19 protein-coding genes and 2 pseudogenes are annotated in these 20,731 nt (G+C 54.8%); 11 read left to right on the top strand and 10 right to left on the bottom strand.

Annotation, left to right across the window (positions count from 1 at the left end; all coding sequences use genetic code 11):
- Positions 1-37: 37 nt before the first annotated feature.
- The 5 genes and pseudogenes from AC5ZG5_RS01370 (at position 38) to AC5ZG5_RS01350 (ending at position 5,445) form a co-directional block, all read left to right on the top strand.
- A complete protein-coding gene (locus tag AC5ZG5_RS01370; protein WP_456640793.1) occupies positions 38-847 on the top strand; it encodes a class I SAM-dependent methyltransferase in 810 nt (269 codons plus the stop codon).
- A 530-nt stretch (positions 848-1,377) separates the two neighbouring features.
- Positions 1,378-1,941, top strand: a pseudogene (locus AC5ZG5_RS01365) (integrase core domain-containing protein); the annotation flags it as partial.
- A gap of 125 nt (positions 1,942-2,066) precedes the next feature.
- Positions 2,067-2,984 (top strand): glycosyltransferase family 2 protein, encoded by a 918-nt coding sequence (locus tag AC5ZG5_RS01360; protein WP_456640792.1) that lies wholly within the window; start codon positions 2,067-2,069, stop codon positions 2,982-2,984.
- 135 nt (positions 2,985-3,119) lie between these two features.
- Positions 3,120-3,830 (top strand): polysaccharide deacetylase family protein, encoded by a 711-nt coding sequence (locus tag AC5ZG5_RS01355; RefSeq protein ID WP_456640791.1) that lies wholly within the window; start codon positions 3,120-3,122, stop codon positions 3,828-3,830.
- Between the two features lie 208 nt (positions 3,831-4,038).
- On the top strand, positions 4,039-5,445 hold the full coding sequence (locus AC5ZG5_RS01350) for an asparagine synthase-related protein (protein WP_456640790.1): 1,407 nt from the start codon (positions 4,039-4,041) through the stop codon (positions 5,443-5,445).
- A gap of 159 nt (positions 5,446-5,604) precedes the next feature.
- On the opposite strand, the gene AC5ZG5_RS01345 is transcribed toward AC5ZG5_RS01350, so the two are convergent.
- The 8 genes and pseudogenes from AC5ZG5_RS01345 to AC5ZG5_RS01310 form a co-directional block, all read right to left on the bottom strand.
- Positions 5,605-6,408: an FkbM family methyltransferase gene (locus AC5ZG5_RS01345; protein WP_456640789.1), complete on the bottom strand. Its 804-nt coding sequence runs from the start codon at positions 6,406-6,408 to the stop codon at positions 5,605-5,607.
- 870 nt (positions 6,409-7,278) lie between these two features.
- Entirely contained in the window at positions 7,279-8,397 is a 1,119-nt protein-coding gene (locus AC5ZG5_RS01340) for a hypothetical protein (RefSeq protein ID WP_456640788.1), read from the bottom strand.
- 32 nt (positions 8,398-8,429) lie between these two features.
- Positions 8,430-9,389: a glycosyltransferase family protein gene (locus tag AC5ZG5_RS01335; RefSeq protein WP_456640787.1), complete on the bottom strand. Its 960-nt coding sequence runs from the start codon at positions 9,387-9,389 to the stop codon at positions 8,430-8,432.
- 230 nt (positions 9,390-9,619) lie between these two features.
- On the bottom strand, positions 9,620-10,441 hold the full coding sequence (locus tag AC5ZG5_RS01330; RefSeq protein WP_456640786.1) for a class I fructose-bisphosphate aldolase: 822 nt from the start codon (positions 10,439-10,441) through the stop codon (positions 9,620-9,622).
- Positions 10,442-10,460: 19 nt separating this feature from the next.
- On the bottom strand, positions 10,461-10,916 hold the full coding sequence (locus AC5ZG5_RS01325; RefSeq protein ID WP_456671145.1) for a hypothetical protein: 456 nt from the start codon (positions 10,914-10,916) through the stop codon (positions 10,461-10,463).
- A 387-nt stretch (positions 10,917-11,303) separates the two neighbouring features.
- A pseudogene (locus AC5ZG5_RS01320) lies at positions 11,304-11,552 on the bottom strand (saccharopine dehydrogenase NADP-binding domain-containing protein); the annotation flags it as partial.
- Between the two features lie 62 nt (positions 11,553-11,614).
- Positions 11,615-12,466: a hypothetical protein gene (locus AC5ZG5_RS01315; RefSeq protein ID WP_456640785.1), complete on the bottom strand. Its 852-nt coding sequence runs from the start codon at positions 12,464-12,466 to the stop codon at positions 11,615-11,617.
- Between the two features lie 501 nt (positions 12,467-12,967).
- Positions 12,968-13,801: a galactosyltransferase-related protein gene (locus tag AC5ZG5_RS01310; protein ID WP_456640784.1), complete on the bottom strand. Its 834-nt coding sequence runs from the start codon at positions 13,799-13,801 to the stop codon at positions 12,968-12,970.
- 422 nt (positions 13,802-14,223) lie between these two features.
- Here AC5ZG5_RS01310 and AC5ZG5_RS01305 point away from each other — a divergent pair, with 422 nt between their 5' ends.
- Positions 14,224-14,904, top strand: a complete 681-nt coding sequence (locus tag AC5ZG5_RS01305) for an HAD-IA family hydrolase (RefSeq protein ID WP_456640783.1) — start codon at positions 14,224-14,226, stop codon at positions 14,902-14,904.
- Positions 14,905-15,560: 656 nt separating this feature from the next.
- Here the strand turns inward: AC5ZG5_RS01305 and AC5ZG5_RS01300 are convergent.
- Together AC5ZG5_RS01300 and AC5ZG5_RS01295 are read right to left on the bottom strand one after the other, a co-directional pair.
- Positions 15,561-16,895: a UDP-glucose dehydrogenase family protein gene (locus tag AC5ZG5_RS01300; protein ID WP_456640782.1), complete on the bottom strand. Its 1,335-nt coding sequence runs from the start codon at positions 16,893-16,895 to the stop codon at positions 15,561-15,563.
- Between the two features lie 66 nt (positions 16,896-16,961).
- Entirely contained in the window at positions 16,962-17,495 is a 534-nt protein-coding gene (locus tag AC5ZG5_RS01295) for a hypothetical protein (protein WP_456640781.1), read from the bottom strand.
- 481 nt (positions 17,496-17,976) lie between these two features.
- Here AC5ZG5_RS01295 and AC5ZG5_RS01290 point away from each other — a divergent pair, with 481 nt between their 5' ends.
- From AC5ZG5_RS01290 to AC5ZG5_RS01270, 5 genes are all read left to right on the top strand, one after another.
- The gene (locus AC5ZG5_RS01290; protein WP_456640780.1) at positions 17,977-18,441 is read left to right on the top strand and encodes a hypothetical protein; all 465 of its coding nucleotides are present in this window, start codon (positions 17,977-17,979) and stop codon (positions 18,439-18,441) included.
- A gap of 4 nt (positions 18,442-18,445) precedes the next feature.
- On the top strand, positions 18,446-19,156 hold the full coding sequence (locus AC5ZG5_RS01285) for a P-loop NTPase family protein (RefSeq protein ID WP_456640779.1): 711 nt from the start codon (positions 18,446-18,448) through the stop codon (positions 19,154-19,156).
- Between the two features lie 6 nt (positions 19,157-19,162).
- Complete coding sequence (locus AC5ZG5_RS01280; RefSeq protein ID WP_456640778.1) at positions 19,163-19,720, top strand: hypothetical protein; 558 nt, start codon at positions 19,163-19,165, stop codon at positions 19,718-19,720.
- Positions 19,721-19,854: 134 nt separating this feature from the next.
- Complete coding sequence (locus AC5ZG5_RS01275) at positions 19,855-20,433, top strand: DNA-binding protein (protein WP_456640777.1); 579 nt, start codon at positions 19,855-19,857, stop codon at positions 20,431-20,433.
- A gap of 6 nt (positions 20,434-20,439) precedes the next feature.
- Positions 20,440-20,607: a hypothetical protein gene (locus AC5ZG5_RS01270; protein ID WP_456640776.1), complete on the top strand. Its 168-nt coding sequence runs from the start codon at positions 20,440-20,442 to the stop codon at positions 20,605-20,607.
- Positions 20,608-20,731 lie beyond the last annotated feature (124 nt).

The following is a 20,731-nucleotide window of genomic DNA, read 5'->3' as shown; positions in this document are numbered from 1 at the left end:
GACGCTGTTCAGAAAATAACGTTGGGGTATCAAATAGATGCCGGCAAACACAAACGCTACTTTCGAAGAGCCCGGGCGGGGGATCACGGCAGTCGAGGCGTACTGGGATGCACGCCCCTGCAATATTCGCCATTCTCCAAAGCCCCTGGGTGGCCGCGAGTATTTCGACGAGGTCGAACAACGCAAGCATTTCGTCGAGCCGCACATTCCGGGATTCGCACAGTTCGAGCACTGGGCTGGCAAGCGCGTGCTCGAAGTCGGTTGTGGGATCGGCACCGCTGCAGTTAATTTTTGCCGCTGCGGTGCTGACTATACCGGGGTCGAACTTTCCAAGGCGAGCCTTGAACTGACGAGTGAGCGTTTTAAGGTCTATGGGCTCAAGGGCCGCTTGGTGCTGTGCAACGCCGAAGAGCTAAGCCGCCACGTGGAGAAAGATCACTACGATCTCGTTTACTCCTTCGGCGTCATTCATCATAGCCCTAACCAACGCGCTATCGTCGAGGAAATCCGGCAGGTCATTCGTGCCGACGGCGAATTTCGTTGCATGCTCTACGCCAAGAATTCGTGGAAAGACATCATGATCGAGGCCGGCCTCGATCAGCCGGAGGCGCAGCAGGGCTGCCCTTATGCGACGACTTACACAGACGAGATGGTCCGAGAACTCTACAAGGATCTTTTTGAAGTCATATCAATGAGACAAACCCACGTCTTCCCTTATATCGTCGAGAAATATGTCAAGTACGAATACGAACTCGAACCATGGTTCAAGGCGATGTCACCTGAGATGTTTGCTGCGATAGAGCGCAGGCTTGGCTGGCATATGCTGATCGTCGGACGACCAATTTAGTACCGAGTTTCCTTCTTAGATGCGTCATGATTCAAAACCGGGACAATTCGCAAAGCGAGTGAATTTCGGTCAGGCCGAAAGGGCCTTGAAGGTGCTTGTCACGCGCTGCCAGCGCCGAGCCACCACAGCGCGACGTGCTTCCGGCGCGAACAGATCGTTGACGGTTGAAAGTACGTTCGTCTCTGTTGATCAATACCTGCTTGAGGGACGGTCCTCAGCGCTTTGCCCCCGACGCCCGCAGCGGACGGGGTTTGAAGCCCGCTCTTGGAATCCGACCCCGACGGGCTGAGAATATCCTATTGCCTGCTCCGGAGCCCGGCGCACCGGCGCGGCCGATCCGACACCATCGCCCCCGCGAGGCCGGGGCCTCAAAAGCGTTCAGGCCGCCAACGGTGACAACTGGTCCGCCGTTGTGATCTTGACGTCAGCGTCACTCTCACCAGCCTTCAATGCGCGCGACGCTTGGTCGCCCTGGTCTGAGCCCCGCCAACTCCTCCAAAAATGGTTAGAGTCCGTCACCTTGGAAGGGGTGGAGTCTCGACTTCCTGTCCGACGCCTTTGCGGACGGCCTGGCGGTGGTTGACGATTTCACCCGTGAGGGCCTGGCGCTGGTCGCCGATACCTCGCTGCCTGACCTGCGGGTCGTGCGCGAACTCGAGGCCGTCCCTTCCTGGCGGGGCCGGCCGGCGATGTGCGTCTCCGACAACGGCACCGAGCTGACCGGAATGGCCATCCTGCGCTTCAGCCAGGAGAGACAGATCGAGTGGCACTACATTGCGCCCGGCAAGCCAACCCAGAACGCCTTCATCGAGAGCTTCAATGCTCGGCTTCGCGACGAACTTCTCAATGAGACGCTGTTCACCTCGCCCGCGCAGGTTCGTGCTGTGCTGACGATCTGGAAGGACGATTACAACGACACCCGGCCGCACGGTGCGCTGGGCAATCTGACACCAACTGAATATGCCAATCGCAGTGTCCCCGGACCGCAACGGGGCGGGGCGCTGCGCTGCGTTGAAGGCTCCGCGCCCCGCCCCGTTGCTCTACCGAGCCAAATCGGCTCAAATGCAACCGCGACTCTCACCATTGCTGGATGAGGTCAGGGGCTCAGACCAGCCCATACGACAGAACTTAACACAGCTGGCTGAGCCGAAAGCTACCGTATGAGCATGGCTCACGAGATTTGTCGCCCTGTATCGTGCCTCAACTAGGACGCTCCCCTATGCACGTATCTATCTGCGTATGCACGTACAACAGAGGGTATATCCTTCGTTACTGTCTAGAATCATTGACAAAGCTGAGCATCCCGGCTGGTTGCGAGGCCGAAATATTGGTGGTTGACAATAACTCAACAGATGACACCAGAGAAGTTGTCGCCTGCTACTCTAAGCGATCTTCAATTCCGATTTTCTATTTTCACGAACCAGAGCAGGGTAGTTCCGCAGCGCGCAATCGAGCGATCAACGAATCTTACGGCGACTATATTGGCTTTCTCGACGATGAATGTGTAGTTTCACCGAACTGGCTGGAAATTGTCTTCGAAGACATCCAAGAATTTGCGCCGTATATAATCGGGGGACCTTATATCGGAGCGCTGCTTCCAGCAACAGGTCCAAAATGGTTTAAGGCCGAATATGGCAATGCCTATTTTCTAAATTACGGTCTCGGCCGAGGTTTTCAGAATGAGTTCCGAGCGTCGGCGGGAAATATGCTCATTCATAAGACGGTGTTCCAAACACAGCGGTTCGACCGAAAACTTGGAATGAAGGGAAATGAAATGAAGTTCGGCGAAGAATCGTTTTTGCAAGAGCGATTCTTAAGCAAGAACCCTGGCGCGGCGGCGTTTTATGAACCTCGTATCGAAGTCACGCATTATATTCTGCCACATAAGATGAGTCTGTCTTATTTTGCCAAACGCGAAATGGAGATGGGAGCCTGCCACTATTGTACGTTCAAAATACAGTCCTTGCCAATCGAGATCGCTCGCGCCTGCGCATATCTGTGTATCGCACCATTCGTCGCTGTATTTCGTGACCGAAGGGCATTTCCGTTTTGGCAAAACTATCTGTATGAGCAAGTGATACCCAGATTAAGCGTTTTTGGCGCTGCGCTGGAAAGAGTTCGCAGGAGGTACATTTGATGCGCGGATTCTCACTCTGATCGTGCATGAGTCGAACTGAGCTGCGTTCATGGCTTCGTAGGTATCGTCACGTGCACGCGGTCCTGTGCAAGTCCGATTTGGCGACGTAAGGAAACAATAGTGATCAGACGGACTATGGCTATGCCTTTCGCTCGCACCGTCCCGATGCGAAACCAGTCCGCTATTGTTTCCTTTACATTCGACGACTTTCCCAAATCTGCCGTCTCAAACGGCGCGCGGTTACTACAGGACTTTGGTGTACGCGGAACGTTCTATGCTTCGGGTTCGTACTGCGGACGGGTCGTCGAAGACATCACACAATACTGCGTGGGGGATCTAGCGGCGTTAGCGCGCGCAGGTCACGAAATTGGTTGTCACACATTCACTCACGTGCGGGCGTCCACACTCTCTAGGAAGTCATTGAATAGGGAGATCGATTTCAACGCAGCGTTCCTGTCTGGACAACTTCCCGGACTTGATCTCCGAAGCTTTGCATACCCGTTCGGCGACATTTCATTGTCTGCAACCATGCAATTGCAATCGCGTTTCAGTTCTTGCCGCAGCAGCCAGCCAGGCCTTAATATTGGCGCAGCTGATCTTGGAAGGCTGCAGTCGGTCCGTCTATATGATCGCCTGGTCGATGCTCGAGAGATCTCAGAGCTCATCAGACAAGTCGTGACACATAACGCGTGGCTCATCTTCTATACGCATGACGTCAGCGAGCGCCCCTCGCACTTTGGTTGCACTCCCGACCTGTTGATGCATGCCATCGAAACAGCACGCGAGGCCTGCTTGGAGATCCTAACGATGGATAATGCAGTCAAAGCCATATGCGCTCGGAACTGAACGCGCCATGTCGGCGGATTTGAGACACTAGAGCGCGAGAGATCCGCGCCTCGCTGATATACCCATCAAGATCGCGGCTGCTCAGGAAGCTCTGGGAAGTCGAACTAACACCCCCTGGATTAGGGCAATCGAAGGGTCGCATTTCGAGCTAGTTATTGGCGTGGTGGCAATCTCGCGGCTGCTTGTCCATCGTTATAGGATGATGGCGATGGCCGCCATCCCTACGCATTCAATAGCTTCGAGCGTCGCGATTCCTAAGTTGGCTGATTCTATTATGATAGTTGCACGGCCGTACAGGCGACAATGGATCATAACCTCAAGCCGGGTCATAGCTCCCTCCTTGCATTTTAAGTCGTTGCCGCTTGCGACGGGCCTCTATCTTCACCACGATCAGGATCTGCAAGTAGCAGTTGATACGATCAACAAGAGTGTCACGCTTGGTCACGTCATCCGGGAGCCTGGCTCACAGGAAAATAGCCACTACAGTACGGGGCGCTTTGTCCTTATCGCATCACCATGGCTCTCCCTTGATGCGATGGGATTGCTCGGAGTTTACTACTTCGAGGGGCAGCACGAAGTAGTGTGCTCATCGAGCGTCGCTCTTATTGCCGAGGTTACTGGCCTGTCTCCGGAAACATTTCCATTGTATTGGAAGAAAGGCTTTAACTGGGACTTAATGCCAACAGGGCGTATTGCTGGTCTCAAAAAGCTATATTGCGATCAAGCATTGAATCTTCAAGATCGCGCGATTGAACAAAGGCCGCGAAGTGTGCGGACCGACCTCTCGGAAGCCGCAGCATGTAACGCCCTGTCAACCTATTTTGCCCAACTCATGGTAAACCTCGGAGCCCGCTATCAGCGCATCTATTTAGCTCTCACTGGAGGCCTCGATTCCCGGATGTTGATGAGCTCTCTTTTGGCAAGTGGAGTAAACTTTGAGGCGTTCACATGGAGTTTCGATGCACACAGCGAACGGGATGCGGAACTTGCAAAGCAAATATGCAAGAGGTACGGGATAGTACACCGTGAAATAGTTGCTGAAGGTTCGAACCCATCAGCACTCGAAAATTATAGAAGACACACAGCGGAATGCGTTGACGATGCAGATGCGCACCATCTAGTACCCGGAAACTTCTACCGCATATTTCAGCCCGGCGATCTTATTTTGTTGGGCGACGGGTTTGAAATATCCGCAGATCCTTACGCTCTCTCGACTTGCGCTCTGTCGACCGCATCGTCCATTGCGGTCGTATTCGGTGAGGAGAATTCGCCGCGCGTCAAAGCGGCGTTGGACGCTTGGATTACTTACCGAGGTTCGCAAAGGATTTCCAATATGGAGATCTCGGATACCTTTTACCTAGACCAAAGGCTTAGTGGTTGGCAGGCATCGATTTGTCAGGGTCAGGATTGCTTGATACCCGAGTTCATTGCACCGGCGAACTCGTGGACGTGCATTGATCTACTCATGGCCAACTCGGCCGAGCGGAGGGTGTCACGAGTGATTCAAAGACGTGCGATGGATGAGCTTGTACCAGGGATAAGCCAATTACAAACAACGCAGAGAATTCGTGCTCCAGCGCCTCGTTTACAAACCACTAATCGCTCTCAGGAGTGATCCGACCAAACCTCGTTTCTTAAGATCAAGGTCGACGAAGCCGAAAAGCTTGTCCGTGGGCTTATCCTCACGTCGTATCACGTCCCCTCCCCAACTCGCGGTCCTACGCCAGGGTCGACAACTGCCTGCAAGATGTCTGCTGGCACAAATAGGAGCGGATCAGAGATTTGAGTTCCTCATTGCAAGCACGTCTACTTGTGCTTCTTCCGTAACGAAGCCTATGTTTTCAAGTTTAGAAATCATAGCACGAATAAGTGTACTACCACGTTCCCCGGCATGCGTTTCAACGATAAACCATTTCACGCACTCACGCATAATATCCTCGTCCTGATCGACCATTTCCACCTCGCCGCCCTCTGAATCAGAGATCAAATTGATGACCTTAAAGTTATACTTTCTGATTATTTCGCGCAGTGTTATGGCCTTGACCTCAATCTGCATGCCGCCGCTTCCGTGTAACCGACCCATCATGAAATGATCAAGCGCGACGGTGAAGGTTACAGTGTCCGCAGCATAAGCCAATGCGAGCGGTTCAATGGAAAACGGGCAACTGTTCAGCACACGGTTACGTTCCAAGGTGGGTAGGACGTAAGGATTGCATTCAACGACAACGTGTTCCCTGGGAAAGCGCAGCAGTTTGTTTGTTGTGCAGGCTACACCGCCGATTGAGCCGCCAATCTCAACGGTCGGTAGGTCGGGGTCGATGTACCGTTTGGTCAGCGCACGCACCTTTATTTCATAGATCTGAAAAAACAACGTACTTTTGTGCCTCGTCATCACCAGCGGATTATCGACTGACAATTTGACCCCATCAATCCACACGTGATTGCCTGTCAGTTCGATAAGTCGGCCTATGAACCAATTGTTCATCTGGAATGATTGCTTGTAACAGCGTAGCCGGTCAGCGATTATCTCCACCAGACTCTTTTCCGCTACTTTTTGACGGTAATGCTTCATCTTCATGATCATCCGAAATCAGATTAAAGGGGTGCGGCATACTTTTCAGACCACTCTTGGATGACGGGACCTTCCGCGCCCGGCAGATTAATCCGAGATTCTCTCGAATGGATCCCCAACCTTGCGTTTTCCCGGTCTTTCCAGGATCGACCCGACGAAACTTTCTTTCCGCATTTCGTCAGTTTCCCTCCGGCGGGGGCCGCCTTGTGTAGTTTCAGATGCGGCCCGAGGATTTGGCCTTAAGTCTAGCTTTAAGGTCAGGTGGCGCATGCAAGTCAATGTGTTGGGTACCGAGTGTCGGCGATGCGCGCGTTGGGTCCGAATGACTTTCGCGATTGTCGATGGGCGGCCGGTGCTGGCGTTTAACAGCGGGACGAACGTGCGGCCGCGGCCGTATGAACCCGGCCCCCAACTCTTCCGGAAGAGCAACTCCAAATCGTTCCTAACCTCGATTGGCTTGAGCATTAGCGCCTTCGGCTACCATCACGAGCAATCGAACGGCAGTCGATCTGAGCTGCCGCAACTCGACACTAACTTTCGCGGCAAGCCGACCTAGAGACTATGCGCTCTCCTCCATTGGAATAGCATCTAGGAAGGTCTGCCTTGGGGGTTTTTAAGCAACCACATCGCTTGTAAGGCTGCGCCTCCGGGATCCAGATGTAATCGTCGAAGCCCAACACCAGCGATCCGACTGTGCAATCCTACGAACCACGTCGGCTCTGAGCGGCTCGCTCACTATCGTCACCCTTAGGCGCATCAGCTAGCTAGGCGTCCGACAAAAGCCAAAAGCCGCCGTATCACCAAAAACTCCGTCACCTTCAGCGACGCCGTCGCGGTTTCCTACGGATGCTACGACCTCACATCGAATGACATATCCTAGATCAATTGCGTCCCAGACGATTGAGACCGTATCCGATAAAAATTCTTCATTCTGCTGATAACATCACGCGGAACAGCGTCCTCAATGCCAGACCGAGGTGCTAAGCGAAACACATTGCCCTGCTCTTCAAATATGACGTTCAATTCAGGCGGGAAGTGGCCAAAGCCATACTGTATCGCGGCCGACGAGTGTCCTCCGCGGCATGTCAGGACAAACGGACGGCGTAAGCTTTTCACGGGCTTTTCTCCGGTCAGATCCACGTCAAACTCGTAGCCTCGCAAGGCTGGAACCAGCCGCTTGAGACGTTCCGCTTCAAATTCCAGGAATGGATCATAAACTGACAAAGACTCATGAAGCTCAGGTAGGCGTAAGGGACTCGCGCCGACTCCGAGAGCGACGGTAAGGTGAGTTGTCTCAAACTTCAGATTTACGCCTCGATCACCCATGTTCGTCGACATAGACACTCTTGGGTAAACGACAAACTGCTTCGACTTCGCCAGGTACATATTAAAGAACCGCTTCCATGACTTCTGCGGTGACCAAGCAAGTACTTCTCTCGGAACCGCAGCTCCCTCGTCGCTGACATACGTTGAAAGCCATTCATCGAAAGCAACCCACTGCGTACGAGTCCACATTTGGCCCCACGAAGAACCCGTCTGGGCAAAAAAAACGTCCCATCCATCGTTTACTGCCACGAAGGGTATCTCAGCAAACTCGTTAAACATATGGGAATAGAGTGAGATACCAGCGACCTGAGATGATGTTCCGTACTTCGCCAGTAGCTCGTCCGCTACTTGGAAGACAGCGCGCGAAACGCATAGATCATCCTCAAACACTAGAACGTTCCCAACGCTGCGACTTAGGTTACAGCAAGTCAACACATGCTTGCGTAAGCCCAACTGCACCGGTTGGATGACCACGTGTTTCGTTCCAGGCCAATCAAAATGCTCCGCGTACTGGACGCAAGCAGACCACTCTTGTCCACCACCATAATCAATGCTGATGATGATAGGTGGCCAACGCTCTGCATATTCGGCCGCATTGGCTAGAGACTTGAGTAGCCTACGCAGGCTGTGCGGCCTATTGTATCCAACCACGACTACTGTGAAATCCATCTGATTGGATCGCTAGATTGCTTATTCGACGATTATCCGAGCATGAAGTCGAAGAATGATTGCATGTTCATTTGAGAACGCCAATGAAATTGAGCCATCTTCGTTTTCGTCAATTGCGTTTCATAGTCGTACAGAATTGAGGTGAGCGCGGAGACAATCGAGTCGGCACTGAAGGTAGAAAACGCTGCGCCACCCGCATCGAAGCGGTAGAGCATGTCTGCCATCCAGGAGTTAGCTGGAACCACAACTGGCTTTCCGACGGCCAGCGCTTCCGCGAAGATCGACGATGTACGGCCACTGTAACGACGGTTGTCATAAGAGATCAAAACGATGCCGCAGCCCATCAGCAGCTCAGAGTATTTTGAGTACGATAGCACTCCTTCAACCAGTTCTAGTCGATCGCTTCGGCCAGCGATCCGGCGTAGCTCTATCTCGAACTTTTCCATCCGTTCAGTGCCCGGACAGAGTTGGATGACGAAATTGACTCTCGAGTGTTGATCGAGAACTTCCTTCACAATGTTTGGCAACAACGCAAATCCCTTCTCTAATCGCGCAGTACCGAACCATCCTATTCTTAGGGCGGCCCCCGCAGCAGGGACAGCTTGTTTAGACAATCGCGGAAGAGCATAGGCCATCGGATACACACGCGGTTTCATGCCCGTTATGTCAGACAATACTTCTTGAAGCGTGGCCGTTGGTACCCCGATCTTTATACGGGATTGGCCCTGCCTAAAGGGGCCATATGAGTCGATATAGACTTTCCTCTCTAAGGCACCCGCGGACGAAGGTCCTCTAAAAAGCTCAATATTGTTATGGAGGTAGACAAACGGCCGCTCTCCAATAGGCAAGTTCGCCAGCCATGATCCGAGAGCTGCTAAATGGGCGATTCTGTAACTGTGTAGCAGCAGGAGATTGTCGATACTCGAGAGTTCGCTCCGTCGCTCTTCAAGTTCCCTAATTGCAACCGCAGTTCGCCGTGCCAGGTTAGCCAAATCGCGGTCCTCCAGTGGCGATGGATCGTCATACGGGGAGTAGGAGAAGAGCCCCTGAGCGTTCAACGCTCTTTCCACAGATCTATCAACTTCACGATGGCTGTAAATCGCTACCTCGAGCCCACGTCGACGAGCTTCACTTACGATTGCCAAGTCTAGAGCGAAGTGATGCCCCGCTTTTGTCTGTAAGCCAGGATCGAGAACGCAAACGCGTTGAGGAGACCAAGCCATCATCCACCAACAGAGTGTTTACAGGTCAGGTTCGTACGTACCTGACCATGCACGACAGAATGAAGGGCCGCCATCGCTTCTGTTTCCTCAGATCGGAGGAATACGTTACGACCAAAGCAGATTCCCGCGGCGCCACTCTCAATCGCCTCAGCAGCCATCGTAAGTATGTCTGACGACTCCTTGTGACTACCGCCAGCGATCAGAACCGGGATGGATCCGCACGCTTCAAGTACCGAGCAAAACGACTGTCCAGAGCCAGTAAATTGGGTCTTCACAATATCAGCTCCCAAATCTACCGCCACGCGAGCAGCGTGCGCCACGCGTTTTGCGTATCCGGCGATGTCCGTCTCGCGCTCCTTATTGAAATCTTGATCGGCGCCTTCTCGTCGGGGATAGGCAATTATCATCAGAGGCATTCCAATAGATTCACAGGCAAGCTGTGTGATGCCGGCCATTTGAATCATGTCATTCTCGTACTGATTACCAATATTGATGTGAACGCAAACGGCGTCTGCTCCGATCCGACATGCATTCTCCACGCTGCTAACCAGAACCTTCTTGACGTGCTGGCCCACTTCCGTACTGGCGCTAATGTTCACGATTGTGGGAATTCCCATCAAAGAAGCGGCAGCATCCCTGAGAAGTCCTGGGTATGCCAGAACTGCATTTGGTTTCGATGATGCAATCCGAGCCGCAACAATATTGGGTTGTGGCACATTGCCGGAGATAAGCGTCGCATCGAGAGCTACCATCAATGTACGACCGTTCGGTCCGAATAGTCTGTTCAATCGCCTTTTAAGGCCAATACCCGCGTACGACATTCATCGCCTCCGATTCCCGCTATTCAACTTGCGGAAGCTGTAACTTTTGCGCCAGGAGCGCCGCCCGTTCGGCAACCTTTTTCACTTCCAGTGGTTCAGCAAGACGCTGATCAATCGACGCGAGCACTGCGCTTGTCTGACTGCTGAAGATCACAGTGCCATCAGCAAGAATATCTTCAATACCCTCAAGTCTTGCCACGGCGCGGTTGTGTGTCTCGGCCACCTCCGCTGTGAGCTCGCCCGGCAGGTCGAGCTCCACGCAACCTGGAGAAACCACAACTGGATAGCCGCCCAGCAATCCGAGTGGTCCCGGAACGGACATTCGAACACCGTTCCCTTCGGGTAGGAGGGCCTTGATGACAGCAACTGCAGTCTCAGCTGACAAAGCGTTAGTTTCCTTGGACCAATTCATGCGCGCCCCCACGTAGGCCAATTCATCTGCACGTCTTACTTGTTCACTTCCGAGATAGACCAATGGCCGGAATTGCCTAGGGATACCATCAGGTGCGCCCGTAAGGCAGCCAACCGTGTGCAAGTGCTCCGCAACAACGCGAACGAGTGGTGCTTCTCCCGACGTGGCTCTATTACTAGCGCGAAGTCGAGCCGATATGATCGCTGCGATCATTGATACGTTGCCGATGCCAACAGTAGGCGCGCAACCAGCACGCCCAAGAACTACATTAATCACGTCGGGATACGAACAGTTCACGAGAGGACCGCAGTAGCCCGCCTCGACAGCGGCTTTTGCGACTGTCAGTGAAATATTCAGCTGAAACGGGACCTGCCAGCCAAACCCCCCTTTGGCCAATTCTGCCACGTTAGCTAGCTTCGAGCCCGCTATCAGCCACGGAGACGTGGAAACGGCACATTGTATTATTAAGTCAGGGCAACATTGACGAATTAGCTTAGCGCACTCTCCTTCATTGAGCGCATCCAGGTGAACGGATTCAACGCGATTCCGACCGCATGCCTCGCAAAGCACAGAAAAGGAAGATGCGGCCAACACGTCACGAGCTGCGATTGTCAGGCGGCCGACTGCATTGTGCTTGCTCAGGATGAACGCGATCTTCTTACCCAAGTCCCCTAAGCCAATTAGAAGAACGTGACTCATCGCCCAAACGCTCCCGCCCGCTTCGGCTGCGCGCGCTCGGTCTTGCCGCCTCGCGCGTTCAGTCAGAAGCTAAGCACGTTGACGTACTTCTTCGTGTCGCCCTGAAAGTGAATTGATAAGAGTCGAACTAGATTCCCGTCGGTATTTTCGATCCAGAGTCCCTGTCCTTGCCTGTGCAAAGCTTTGTGATCCCCTTCCATCGTATACTGATATTTCAGCTCATGGCCTTCTCCAGTTGAAAAACGATAGTCAAACACAGTCCCATCAAAAGGAATACCAAGGTTCTGAACAGGCACCGACTGACAAACCAAGTAATAGAAGGTCATATCGCATATCCCACCGCTACCAGGGTTCCGTAGATGCCAGTCCCGCTTTGCAAAAATCAGTGGAGATGCGTTCCCTAAAACGTAGGCTTGAAAAGTCCGCTCCGTAAACTCTTCTAGAAACTCCCTGGAAAGGTAAGCATTGTGAATACTTGCTGCCATCCGAAGAGGATTTCCAAAGTTCGGATAGATCGAGAGCGCATTGTTCGAAGAAAATGTTAGCGTGCTGACATCAACAAGGAGCGCACAATCACTATCCAAGTGGAAGCATGCATCCACGTTTAATTCCTTCATCAACGAAAGCGTGTAGAAGGCCCGAAGAAAGCAACGCAGTTCGTACTCGGAGCTATTTGTCGACCAATTCTTAAAATGCTTTGCCACAAGCCTCGCTTGTTGAGAAAGACGTATCGAACGGAAATCTATCCAAACCAGATTCGAGATTTCCTTGGCTAAGTGAGCGTTGGATCCATCGCCGACTAAATAAATGCGCCCGTTGAACTTAGCACTTGCTTCAAGACAATTGCTCACGTGCGGTTTGTGCCCAAAGTGCACAACCACAACAGGAAGAGCTTGCTGGGAGTTATCGCTCAAAGAGGGCGATCCCTCTAGTGTACCTTTTCTAATTTTACGTGTATCTAGCTATACGTGTGTACTATCTGTAGTTGCTCGTCTTGTCAATGAGCGCAACGCGACGGCAGACAAGTCTGCGGTCCAACTAGGAAGCTCCCGTGCGCCGCTGCACCCGGTGGTTCGCTGGATAAGTACCCTCGCCACCGAGGCAGCCGACCACACAATCGACCTCCCTTAGCTGACCCTGCCGCGCGGCGTGAGCGTTCCCACAGCGCCGATCCGCATCAGCCGCAAGCATCGCTCCGACTGCTGCAGTCGCAGTATGCAGGCACGGACGCTCGAGCTACCCTTGAAATCCTCAAACCTTCGACACCAAGGGCGTGCAGCGCGAGCGTGCCCGTTGCCAGCCTCCCCTCTGTCTTGAGTTCGATATGCTTCGTGGTAGCGGCGATCTCCTCACTGTTGGTTTGTGATTCGCAACCTTTAGCGTAATGGCCTGAGATGATCGATGCCTCACTATTTTTAACTGCGCCCGGGAACGCTCCGTCCTGAGCCGCTTCTCGCAGAGTGAAGATCGACCTTGTAAGTTCCGCTAAACAGGCCGCTGTTGTAATTTTGGAGAGCCTGTCGAAATGCTCTGTCCCGTGATGCCCATTGGTCTGCGTCTCGATAAAATCTCGTGCGAGACTCCACTGAGTGTGAAATGTGTTGGGCGCTGCCGAGCGTCATTCGACGTAAACCGAGCATGAGGACAAGCCGTGAGATAATATCCTGATCCTCAAACCCCCAACCGGTCAAATGAGAATTGTAGCCGCCGATCTTTAAAAAGTGGCTCTTGCGCACCATGAGTAACCCAGGGGCCGCGCGGCCTCCGGTCGCAGCGTCCTCTTCACTATCGTCTATCCAGTGCGTGCGTCCATTTCGCAGCCGAATAAACAAGTTATAGCCAAAAACCTTGATTAGGCCCGGCTTCCGCGAACCTTCACGTTTGGTTTCTCTCACATTCTTCACGGTACAAAAGAGATCGGATGCTCCAAGGATCGTTCGATACATCCGCGTGATCATCCGCGCCTCATAGAGAATGTCACAGTCACTGAAGAACAATACGTCGGCCTTTGTCATCGCGGCACCGATGTTGAGCGCGCATGGCTTGCTGAAAAATTTGTGTCCAGAGACGTGCTCCACCTGTACGCGCCGATGGTGTCGAGGCAGCAGTCTCACACACTCTCGTTTGTTGCCGCCAAAATTGACTACCACAATTTGTGCGCCTACTCGCTCAGTGCTATCAAGTAAGCTTCTGACGCAACGCTCTAGTTCCGTGCGGCCTCGCCAAGCGACAACAACGGCTAAAGTCATGGACACTCATCCACTCAGTGCATCCTTCAGCGGGTGTTCGCCGGCAACAAACGCCCATTTGTGGTCGCTTCCGAAGTTGCGATATCAAAGAGCTTCGTAAACCAAACGTATTTAGTCGCGAGGCGGTGATAAAATGTTGTCAGAGATCTGCCGGTTATTCAAGATCCCCCGGGTATCGGAAGAACATGAAATTGGTGAGAAGCAGCAGCAACACTGGCCTCCGTCACTTGTGCATCATCCGCCTTGATGCTGTGCGCATTGATGTCGGTCGGAATGCCCAGCCGTCATCGATATGAAAGCAGCACTTCGAGCATTAAACCCATATCCACTGAATATGCTGGAAAAACACTCCTTCCATCTCGCGAACTGTGGTCACACACAGTCCCTTGCAGGCATCAAGCCCCTCAAGTTAGGAGGTTAGGATGATCGACAGAATGCGACCTGGTGTGGGAACGCTGGGAAGGCAGAGAGCCGACGGCACAATCAGGGCGATACTATTTGACGCCGACGGCGTAATACAGACGACGCCGGACTTCGCTGAGCGCCTCGGGGTGCTGTTCGGCACGCGTCTAGACAATATGGACGATCTCATCGCCGAGCTTAAGGCAGCTCAGGGAGATGCTCTCGTTGGACGATGTACATTGATGCAAGCGTTTGATGCTAGCTTTAAAAAGAGGGGGCTTCGGTGCGATCCAATCCAATTTCTGCGCGCCTGGGGCAACGTTTCGCCCAACAGAGAGGTCATCTCGACCATCAAGGCCCTGCGACAAGGCGGGCTCCTTTGCGCAATCGCGTCCAATCAGGGAGTGGAAAAGGCAATGTATATGTCCAACCACATTGGGTATAGAAACATATTCGACCATCAGTACTATTCTTGTCATTTGCGAGCGGCAAAGCCGGATGCAAGGTTCTTTGACAGCATAACTACGGATTTGGGTTTGCCGCCAAACCAAGTGGCATTCATCGACGACACCGTCGAAAATGTGTCAGTCGCATCCGAATTCGGCATGCACGCTATACACTTCTCTATCTCATCTTCATGCTTAGCGTGCGGACAGCGACTGCTTGAACTATTAAGAGACTGTGGTGTCGTGTTGAGTTGATTTTGCGCCGAAGTACGCGGTCCTTGCTAACCGTTCGGGAGGTGCGTGAGGCGACCGTGTGACACTGATACCCGCTGATTGATGACTGTCGTCCTTAGCTGTCCATCTTCAAATGGTTGGTAACAATCTGCGATGCTTGGAATGGAGGCCCCGGCTCGTTTGATTTTGCTATACTGCGGCATATGGAATTTCTGCTGACGCTGGTGCTTGCGTCCCGAGCCTTGCGCGTGGTTCTTTAGCCATTCGGCAAGATCGTTCGAGACGTACCTCGATCCGGTATCGCTGAGCAGTCGTGATTTACGCACGACCATGACATTGTCGGCCTGAGGCTGACAATGTCGCATGTCTCGGTATCGGTGTCGGTGACATTGTCGAGCGCAGCTTGCAGGTGAGATGTAACGCGAGTAGTCATCGAGAACCATGCACCAGCCGGCTGAAGATCTTTGCGGACGTGCACTCCGCGCGCCAACATCGCCGAGCGCTGCCTTGGACTGACTTGGCCGCGCCTCAATTTCAATTCGATGGTCACGAATCTCCACGATGCAAAACCAAGTGTCGAGTCGCCGACTAGAACGAGTACGCAGCACGCTAGTCGGACGAATTCATGGTCGATATGAAGGACCAACAATTTAAGGCAGCCCGCCTCTACCTTTCGCTTATTCGGCCGGCGCGGCCGAAAGCATTGCCTGATGTCCTAGCCGCACGATCTTGCAATTGCTGGGAAAAGCCATCGGATCAAGTTGATTCCAGCAATCAATGATGCAGCGGCGGCGGCCATCGTCGAACCATTGCGGCGATAGGACCGCGTAATCCGGCCATGGCGTCATGATAACGATCATGTCTGCTTGGCTAATCGCTTCCTTCACCGTCGCACTGAGCGTAACGCTCGCACCAAGAACAGCGCGTCCTGAACCGACTGCCAAGGGATCGTGCGCGACAACAGCATAACCCGCTTGCTTGAGCGACTTAGCGAGCATGATGCCTGGCGATTCTTCGATCACCAGCGTGCTGGGCTTATACGCTAATCCCAATACTGCAACTGTACCGCCCGTTGGCATCATATGGCTAACGATGGCTGTCTGACGAGAGACCTGCCGCCGGTTGATGGTATCCGTAGCGAGCGCAAGATCCGCAGTGCAGCCGGCTAAATGGGCCACACGCCCGAACGCTATAGTGTCGCGGGGGAAGCAGGGTCCACCGTAACCAACCGCAGGCTTGAGATATTTCGTACCGATGCGGGTGTCACGGCCGACGGCATCGGCTACCACGGACGCATCCGCGCCCTCCAGCCGGTCACAGATTTCGCCCAGCGTATTCGCAAAGGAAATCTTCATTGTCACGTAAGTGTTCACCGAGATCTTGGACAGCTCGGCATTCACGAAATTCATGCGTGCGATGTTGGCCTGCGGCCCGACGATGTTGCGATAGACGCCCTCGAGCAAGTTGCCAGCTTTCTTATCGCTTTCGCCGATCAACACGAGATCGGGGTGCAGCAGGCCGTTGATGACGTCTCCTAACGCAATAAACTGCGGATTGTAGCAAAGCCCAAGATCATACCCGACCTTTCGGCCTGATGCCCATTCAAGACGCTTGCGAATGGGACCACCAATCGAGCCTGGCATGGTAGTGGAGCTAACGACAACTAGGTGATAGCCAGACTTCGTCGCCAACACGCGACCCGCCTCGTCCACCACTGCAAGCAAGTGGTCGTTGTGGAACGCGCCGTCGGCTCCGCTCGGGGTCGGAACGATGATCGTCGTCATGTCCGTCTCGGCAACGGCCTTTACCCAATCGACAGTCGCCGAGATGCGAGCCTTATGTAGAGACAAGAGTTCCTGAAGCTGTGGTTCTTCAACAGGGGCGATATGGTTGTTGATCATTTCAACAAAGGCAGGGTTGGCATCAATACCAACCACTTCGTATCCCTTGGATGCAAGCACAGCCAGAATCGGCGAACCGAGCTTCCCCAAACCAACGACGGAAATTCTCATTATCTTCCACCAGTTAACTGAGCAGATCTTTAAAACGGGCGATCCATGCTTGACGATACTCTTAGTTCAAAGGGGTGAGGGTTTTAAGCCTAGCTCGTGCATCCGACAATTGTTCCAAATGTGTCGACGCCGGCACCCCCTGCTGATCAAGGAGCTGGACGAGATCAAGGCCAAGCGGCCCACCGGTGGCCTGATGCTCCACCGGGATGGAAGGGGCCTGGCCCAGGTTCGGCAGCGGAGTAGCTGACGCAACACCTCGCGGCGCTCTTGACGCAAGCAGCCAAGCGTTTCGCGGCCGGCCCTAGTATTCGGTGATCCGCCGAGTAGAGGCTCCATAACGCCGCGTCTAAGTCGCCACAGCACGACCACGAAGCACAGGTTCGCGCAGCCCGCGAGCAGAAAGAGCGCCGCTTGCACGAAGCGGTCGTCGATCTTGCCGGCGCCAAACCAGCCACCGGTCAGCGTCGAGACGATCACCGGGATCTGCCATAGAAAGCCGTTCAGTGAGCGGAACTCTTGGCAGTCCTGCTCGAATATCACCTTTCCCCGCTGAAAGTCTCGTTCTGCAGCGGCTGCCGCTGCTTCGTCCGTATCGGTCATGAAGGCCTCCGGCGAATCATCGCTTCCGCGTGGAAACCCGTTCATCCTAACCGATCCGCGCTCCGTCCGGCCGACGAATTTGCCCGATCGTCACGGGACGCGGATCGCGTTCTCGCTACGAGAGACGGCCGGCAACGCCGACGACCTCCGATCGCCGATAAAGCCGACTGGGCGTCGATGCGGCAGTTCGCCGCGCGGCCCCGGCCTAATATCGAAGGCGTCCGCGAGGCGATCTCCACCGCGCGCAACGCTCGGAGCTCGTGTTGTCTACTCCGCGACCTCTTCGGCGTTGGAGCGCGATTGCAACTGCCTCAACCTTCGCTTGCCGATTCATGGCAGCAGTCACCACGCTGGGAGTTCGAAAGAACGGCGGATGCACAGGTGTGCATGGATTTTACTAGTTTTTTAATAGTAAACTGACTGGCAATCACTAGCAGCTCTAGTTCTGGCTAGTGCGGTGCTGAACGCTTAGGTCTGCTCCATGACCTTGGATCTCAGACGCCTTCGCACCGACGCTTCAAGATTGCAGACCGAACGATCGAAGTCCCGCTCCAGCCGAGAAACGACTGGAACAACTAGGGCGATCCGGGCTGCTCTTCCGGAAATCTACAAGCTGCGCGACGACGGGGTGCAATGGTCCGCGATCGCTGCCGCCTTGGCTGCTCAAGGTATCGTCCAAGGCAGAGATCGTATCCCCCTGACGACCAATCGACTAACGGCACTAATCCGCCAGATCGAAGTGCAGAATGAAAGGCGTGCCGCGAGGCCGGCGAAGAAAGGAGCGGGTACGAAGCCGAAAAAAATTGCAATGCAAAATCGCAGTCTATCTCTGTCACCCGAACTTAGGGCAGAAACGCAAGCGGTCGACGACCGGCCGCCTCAAAGCGAAGACGAGATCCGTCGTCTTGCTTTCGAGCGCGTTCAACGGATGACAGAGAAAGACTAGCATCATGCCGCGTATTCTGCTCAGCGGTCAGGAAAAGGGCGGGGTCGGCAAGAGCACGATCGTCCGCGCCCTGGCCGAAGCGGTGGAGGGCGCTCCGATCATCGAGATCGACGCCAGCCATCGGCTTCTCGAACTCGAGGGCAGGGTCAGCTTCTTCAAAATGCGTGCCGACCGCGAGGCGATCGAGCGGACCGGAGGGCGGGCCGCCCGCGCAGAGTTCGATGCCGTGCTGGAAGCGTTGTCGCTGGCGACGCTGCCCACGATCGTCGACGTGGGCGCCAACACCTCAATTTCGCTGTTCACGATGTTGGCCGAGGTTGCGTCCGAGCTCGCCGCTGAATTCGCGGTCTGCGTGGTTGTGACCAACGAGCCGGGCGCCATGGTCGAGACCCCGAGGTTGCTTGACCTTTCGAAGCCCTGGACCACGGCCCGTTTTGCGGTCGAGAACTGCTTGCACGGCAGCATCGACCCGGACTGGCTCAAGGTCAACGCGGGCGATGCGACCGTCACCTCGCTGGATGTTCAGGTCCTCGAGGAGGGGGCGGAAGACTACCTTCAGTCCGGCGGTCTCGCTATCGTCGACCGGCTCAACCCGAAAAAGTTGCGTGAGGCACACGGGATAGGCCCCGCCATCCGCATCCAGCGTGACCTGGCAAAGTTCCGCCTGGAGGCCATGCGCGCGGTGCGCCCGGCGGCCGAATGGCTGGTGGGATAGGCCGCCATGGCGACGTTCATGGAAGACTTGGAGCAGAGCTATGCCAAGGCTGAGGCGGCGTTGGCCACCTCGGTCAGGGCGGTCGAGCGGGCCAGCAAGAAGCGATTGTCGGCCTTGCTGGCTTTACCGCCGCACGAGAGGTTTGACCACCTCGCCGATCGGTCTCTCACGTCGGGGGACGCTCTCGCGTTGATCCGCTCGTTGCGGGTTGAGGCCAAGCCGAAACTTCATAACCACGTCTCATCGAATAAGACCGAACCGCTCAGTCGTTTGAGCATGCGCATTCTCACCTCGCCGGCCACAGTCGCGATCCTCGCGATGACCGCATTCTACGGTTCCGTCGTTTGGTTTCGCACGCCGCGCAGAGTCACCGTCACGCAACCAGTCCAGGTTACTGTTCAATATCCGGACGGAAGCCGGGTTAATGGTGTGATGAACCCTGGCAAGACCTGGTGGCGAATCCGTTCGTACCACGATCGCGCCATCGTCCGAATCTGGATGCCGATGACGCGCTACCAGGAGTTCGAGGTACCGGCATCGATCGTTCAGTCAATCGAGGGGTGACACATGGGTACGCGCCTGGCGCTGCCCTCTTTCGGCGGGGTTCAAGGGATCGGACCCGCATCGGCGGCATAGAGGTGTAACTGTGTAACGGCACGGGGTCGTTACACGTTAGACCTGGCAGGAGGAACCATCACATGACGGCGTATATCACTCGCGCGGAGGTCCACGATGCGGCCGACCGGATCGATGCCGACGGCCGGAAGCCCTCGGCGAAGGCCGTCCGCGAGATCACAAAGCGCGGCAGCTACAGTACGATCGAAACCCATCTCAACGCATGGACGCCGCGGGACCAGCGTCTCGAGTTGCCGCCAATCCCGGAGGGTCTGACGGCCACCGTTGTCAGCTTGATCGCCGACCTCTGGCACATCGCTCTGACCGCTGCCCAGGCGCAGGCGACGGCGGATATTGGGCGCGCCGTTACAGCCGCGGCCGAGGCCCGGGCAGCCGCTGCGCACTCCGGCGAGCAGGCCGATCGCCTCGCTGCCGATCTCGTGGCGACCCAGCAGCGCATCATAGAGTTGGAGGAGACGGTTGCCGAGCGCGACCAACAGGTCAAGCAGCGCGCTCAGCACATCCACGACCGCGAGCTGGAGGCCGCCCGGAAGGACGGCGAGATCGAATCTCTTCGCCATGCGCTGGCGCAGTTCACCCTGGCGCCGGCAGACACGCGCCATTCGACCGAGAAGGCGGCCGACCAGCAGCCGGCCGCATAAGGCACGGTGGAGACGGCGATCGATGTCGTCGATGCGCTCGGTGTGTGCTTCCTCGTCACCGATCAGCGAATCGTATTCGGCGCTGAACGCTTCATGGTCGGCCTGTTCAGCCTCGCTGGCGAAGAAGCTTTTCGGCTAGACCCCGATCTAATTCACACGACAAAAAGCCCGTGATCGATACTGGGTTCCCGATCGGCACACTTCGCGATGGTGATCTCGATTTTCACGAAAATGCGCCCGTGATCAGCAGGTCCGCGTCGCGCCCTCCGGTGGAGGGTACCGTTTTTTAACTTGGCGC

The organism is Bradyrhizobium sp. Ses1, from assembly GCF_059512365.1.
This window is presented reverse-complemented; position numbering and strand designations above follow the sequence as displayed.